This window comes from Arthrobacter sp. TJ-170 (genome assembly GCF_058269305.1).
The window spans coordinates 1-5685 of sequence record NZ_JBZCNL010000017.1; the positions used below are offsets into that span (position 1 = coordinate 1).

A 5685-nucleotide genomic window follows, 5' to 3' on the forward strand; every position below is an offset into this window, starting at 1 on the left:
TGCTTCTGTTGTTTGAGAACTCAATAGTGTGCCATGTTTGTTGATACCGATTGTTTTTTGATTGGTTGATTTGCTGGTCATTGCTTTTTTGTGGTGGCTGGTTTTTTGGCTGGTTTCGAATTTTGTGCAGCATGGATCCTTCTTTTTCCGGGGGGTGTGTGTTGTGTCTGTATTTTTTTACGGAGAGTTTGATCCTGGCTCAGGATGAACGCTGGCGGCGTGCTTAACACATGCAAGTCGAACGATGATCTCCAGCTTGCTGGGGGGATTAGTGGCGAACGGGTGAGTAACACGTGAGTAACCTGCCCTTGACTCTGGGATAAGCCTGGGAAACTGGGTCTAATACTGGATACGACTCTTCACCGCATGGTGGGGGGTGGAAAGCTTTTGTGGTTTTGGATGGACTCGCGGCCTATCAGCTTGTTGGTGGGGTAATGGCCTACCAAGGCGACGACGGGTAGCCGGCCTGAGAGGGTGGACGGCCACACTGGGACTGAGACACGGCCCAGACTCCTACGGGAGGCAGCAGTGGGGAATATTGCACAATGGGCGCAAGCCTGATGCAGCGACGCCGCGTGAGGGATGAAGGCCTTCGGGTTGTAAACCTCTTTCAGTAGGGAAGAAGCGAAAGTGACGGTACCTGCAGAAGAAGCGCCGGCTAACTACGTGCCAGCAGCCGCGGTAATACGTAGGGCGCAAGCGTTATCCGGAATTATTGGGCGTAAAGAGCTCGTAGGCGGTTTGTCGCGTCTGCCGTGAAAGTCCGGGGCTTAACTCCGGATCTGCGGTGGGTACGGGCAGACTTGAGTGATGTAGGGGAGACTGGAATTCCTGGTGTAGCGGTGAAATGCGCAGATATCAGGAGGAACACCGATGGCGAAGGCAGGTCTCTGGGCATTAACTGACGCTGAGGAGCGAAAGCATGGGGAGCGAACAGGATTAGATACCCTGGTAGTCCATGCCGTAAACGTTGGGCACTAGGTGTGGGGGACATTCCACGTTTTCCGCGCCGTAGCTAACGCATTAAGTGCCCCGCCTGGGGAGTACGGCCGCAAGGCTAAAACTCAAAGGAATTGACGGGGGCCCGCACAAGCGGCGGAGCATGCGGATTAATTCGATGCAACGCGAAGAACCTTACCAAGGCTTGACATGAACCGGAACGGCGCAGAGATGTGTCGGCCACTTGTGGCCGGTTTACAGGTGGTGCATGGTTGTCGTCAGCTCGTGTCGTGAGATGTTGGGTTAAGTCCCGCAACGAGCGCAACCCTCGTTCCATGTTGCCAGCGGGTTATGCCGGGGACTCATGGGAGACTGCCGGGGTCAACTCGGAGGAAGGTGGGGACGACGTCAAATCATCATGCCCCTTATGTCTTGGGCTTCACGCATGCTACAATGGCCGGTACAAAGGGTTGCGATGCTGTGAGGTGGAGCTAATCCCAAAAAGCCGGTCTCAGTTCGGATTGAGGTCTGCAACTCGACCTCATGAAGTCGGAGTCGCTAGTAATCGCAGATCAGCAACGCTGCGGTGAATACGTTCCCGGGCCTTGTACACACCGCCCGTCAAGTCACGAAAGTTGGTAACACCCGAAGCCGGTGGCCTAACCCCTTGTGGGAGGGAGCCGTCGAAGGTGGGACCGGCGATTGGGACTAAGTCGTAACAAGGTAGCCGTACCGGAAGGTGCGGCTGGATCACCTCCTTTCTAAGGAGCGCCTACAATTTTCTGGTTGTCCTGTATGGGGTGGCTGGGGGTTGTCAGGAGTATGCCCATTGCGCAGGCGTTTGTTCTGCGGTGGGTGCTCATGGGTGGAATATCAATGAATAGGTGCCGGGTTGGTGCCGGCTGGTTTGAGTACGGGTTGCATGCGTTGCTGCCGGGTTTGTCCTGGTGGTGGGTGTGTGGTTTGGGAAAGGGCTGGTTGGTGGTGGTTCGGTAGCGTTTGGCACACTGTTGGGTCCTGAGGCAACAGGGGCTTGGCTTTTTCGGGGTGGTCTGCACGGTTTGTGTGGGTTGTTCCGGGGGGTCTGGTTTTTGGGGTTTCTGGTGTTCCTGGGCATGGCTGCCTGTTCCCTTTTGTGGGGTGCAGGTGGTGTGTTACTGGGGTTGTTGTTTGAGAACTGCATAGTGGACGCGAGCATCTTAAAATTTTGTGTTCGCATATAACCGTCATCGTCCCTTTGGGGTTGGTGGTGTGTTGTGTGTGTGATCGTCAAGTTTTTAAGGGCACACGGTGGATGCCTTGGCATCAGGAGCCGAAGAAGGACGTGGGAATCTGCGATAAGCCTGGGGGAGTTGATAACCGAACTTTGATCCCAGGATGTCCGAATGGGGAAACCCCGCCCAGCGCGCGAGTGACTGGGTGACCCGTACCTGAACACATAGGGTGCGTGGGGGGAACGTGGGGAAGTGAAACATCTCAGTACCCACAGGAAGAGAAAACAATAGTGATTCCGTTAGTAGTGGCGAGCGAACGCGGATGAGGCTAAACCAGTGGTGTGTGATAGCCGGCGGGCGTTGCATCACTGGGGTTGCGGGACTTTCCGTATCAGCTCTGCCGGGCTGGTGAAGTGAGTGCAGGCGTATAGGTGAACGGGTTTGAAGGCCCGACCGGAGTGGGTGAGAGTCCCGTAGCTGTAATGCGTGCTGCCGCTTGGAGAGTATCCCAAGTAGTACGGGGCCCGAGAAATCCCGTGCGAATCTGCCAGGACCACCTGGTAAGCCTAAATACTCCCTGATGACCGATAGCGGACCAGTACCGTGAGGGAAAGGTGAAAAGTACCCCGGGAGGGGAGTGAAATAGTACCTGAAACCGTGTGCCTACAATCCGTCAGAGCAGGCTTTGTTCCTGTGATGGCGTGCCTTTTGAAGAATGAGCCTGCGAGTTAGTGTTACGTCGCGAGGTTAACCCGTGTGGGGAAGCCGTAGCGAAAGCGAGTCTGAATAGGGCGAGTGAGTGGCGTGATCTAGACCCGAAGCGAAGTGATCTACCCATGGCCAGGTTGAAGCGACGGTAAGACGTCGTGGAGGACCGAACCCACTTCAGTTGAAAATGGAGGGGATGAGCTGTGGGTAGGGGTGAAAGGCCAATCAAACTTCGTGATAGCTGGTTCTCCCCGAAATGCATTTAGGTGCAGCGTTGCGTGTTTCTTGCCGGAGGTAGAGCTACTGGATGGCCGATGGGCCCTACAAGGTTACTGACGTCAGCCAAACTCCGAATGCCGGTAAGTGAGAGCGCAGCAGTGAGACTGTGGGGGATAAGCTTCATAGTCGAGAGGGAAACAGCCCAGACCACCAACTAAGGCCCCTAAGCGTGTGCTAAGTGGGAAAGGATGTGGAGTTGCTCAGACAACCAGGAGGTTGGCTTAGAAGCAGCCATCCTTGAAAGAGTGCGTAATAGCTCACTGGTCAAGTGATTCCGCGCCGACAATGTAGCGGGGCTCAAGTACACCGCCGAAGTTGTGGATTTCAGATTTTTGCTAAGCCGCCCCTTGTGGGTTGGTTCAGGCGTCTGGAGTGGTAGGGGAGCGTCGTGTGGGCAGTGAAGTCGCGGTGTAAACCAGCGGTGGAGCCTACACGAGTGAGAATGCAGGCATGAGTAGCGAAAGACGGGTGAGAAACCCGTCCGCCGAATGATCAAGGGTTCCAGGGTCAAGCTAATCTGCCCTGGGTAAGTCGGGACCTAAGGCGAGGCCGACAGGCGTAGTCGATGGACAACGGGTTGATATTCCCGTACCGGTGAAGAACCGCCCATACTGAACAAGGGATACTAACCACCCAATCCGCCTTCGAGTGGTCTTCGGACCCAGTGTTGGTGGGGCGCGTGGGACCTGATCTTGGGAGGTAAGCGTATTAACAGGTGTGACGCAGGAAGGTAGTCGGGCCGGGCGATGGTTGTCCCGGTCTAAGGATGTAGGAGGGACCATAGGCAAATCCGTGGTCCTGGTTTTGATACCGTCTCTGAGACCCGATGGGCCCCACTTTTGGTGGGGATCCGATGATCCTATGCTGCCGAGAAAAGCATCGGCGTGAGGTTCCAACTGCCCGTACCCCAAACCGACACAGGTGATCAGGTAGAGAATACTAAGGCGATCGAGAGAATTATGGTTAAGGAACTCGGCAAAATGCCCCCGTAACTTCGGGAGAAGGGGGGCCCCAACCGTGAACCACACTTGCTGTGGGGAGGCGGATCGGGGCCGCAGAGACCAGGGGGAAGCGACTGTTTACTAAAAACACAGGTCCGTGCGAAGTCGCAAGACGATGTATACGGACTGACTCCTGCCCGGTGCTGGAAGGTTAAGAGGACCGGTTAGCTCACTTGTGGGCGAAGCTGGGAATTCAAGCCCCAGTAAACGGCGGTGGTAACTATAACCATCCTAAGGTAGCGAAATTCCTTGTCGGGTAAGTTCCGACCTGCACGAATGGAGTAACGACTTCCCCGCTGTCTCAACCATAAACTCGGCGAAATTGCACTACGAGTAAAGATGCTCGTTACGCGCAGCAGGACGGAAAGACCCCGAGACCTTCACTATAGTTTGGTATTGGTGTTCGGTGTGGCTTGTGTAGGATAGGTGGGAGACTGTGAAGCTTGGACGCCAGTTCAGGTGGAGTCATCGTTGAAATACCACTCTGGTCACTCTGGATATCTAACTTCGGCCCGTAATCCGGGTCAGGGACAGTGCCTGATGGGTAGTTTAACTGGGGCGGTTGCCTCCCAAAAAGTAACGGAGGCGCCCAAAGGTTCCCTCAGCCTGGTTGGCAATCAGGTGTCGAGTGTAAGTGCACAAGGGAGCTTGACTGTGAGAGAGACATCTCAAGCAGGGACGAAAGTCGGGACTAGTGATCCGGCGGCACATTGTGGAATGGCCGTCGCTCAACGGATAAAAGGTACCTCGGGGATAACAGGCTGATCTTGCCCAAGAGTCCATATCGACGGCATGGTTTGGCACCTCGATGTCGGCTCGTCGCATCCTGGGGCTGGAGTAGGTCCCAAGGGTTGGGCTGTTCGCCCATTAAAGCGGTACGCGAGCTGGGTTTAGAACGTCGTGAGACAGTTCGGTCCCTATCCGCTGCGCGCGTAGGAAATTTGAGAAGGGCTGTCCTTAGTACGAGAGGACCGGGACGGACGAACCTCTGGTGTGTCAGTTGTACTGCCAAGTGCACCGCTGATTAGCTACGTTCGGATGGGATAACCGCTGAAAGCATCTAAGCGGGAAGCCTGCTTCAAGATGAGATTTCCATACACCATTTGGTGTGAGAGGCCCCCAGCCAGACCACTGGGTTGATAGGCCGGATGTGGAAGCGAGGACTAACGACTCGTGAAGCTGACCGGTACTAATACGCCGATAACTTGACACCACAAAACACATAAAATGCTACGCGTCCACTATGCGGTTCCCAACCAACAACCCCGCACCCTTCGTCTTGTCGCCCTCCGGGGTGGTAGGAGCAGGGTGCAGGCCAGGTAGGCACCACCAGTTTTACAACTGCATAAGCACCACCAAGTTGTAACCACTAGTTTTCCCGCCCCCCACATCCGACGGGGGGAGAGGGTAAAAGGGTTACGGCGGTCATAGCGTGGGGGAAACGCCCGGTCCCATTCCGAACCCGGAAGCTAAGACCCACAGCGCCGATGGTACTGCACCCGAGAGAGTGTGGGAGAGTAGGACACCGCCGGACAACACTCAAG

At 55.5% G+C, this 5685-nt stretch carries 3 rRNA genes; all 3 read left to right on the forward strand.

The window, feature by feature from the left end:
• The first annotated feature begins 176 nt into the window (after positions 1-176).
• Positions 177-1700 (forward strand): 16S ribosomal RNA (locus AC4D1W_RS16945).
• Between the two features lie 506 nt (positions 1701-2206).
• Positions 2207-5354: ribosomal RNA gene (locus AC4D1W_RS16950) — 23S ribosomal RNA — on the forward strand.
• A 204-nt stretch (positions 5355-5558) separates the two neighbouring features.
• A 5S ribosomal RNA gene (gene rrf / locus AC4D1W_RS16955) occupies positions 5559-5675 on the forward strand.
• The 16S, 23S and 5S rRNA genes sit together here, the layout of an rRNA operon.
• Positions 5676-5685 lie beyond the last annotated feature (10 nt).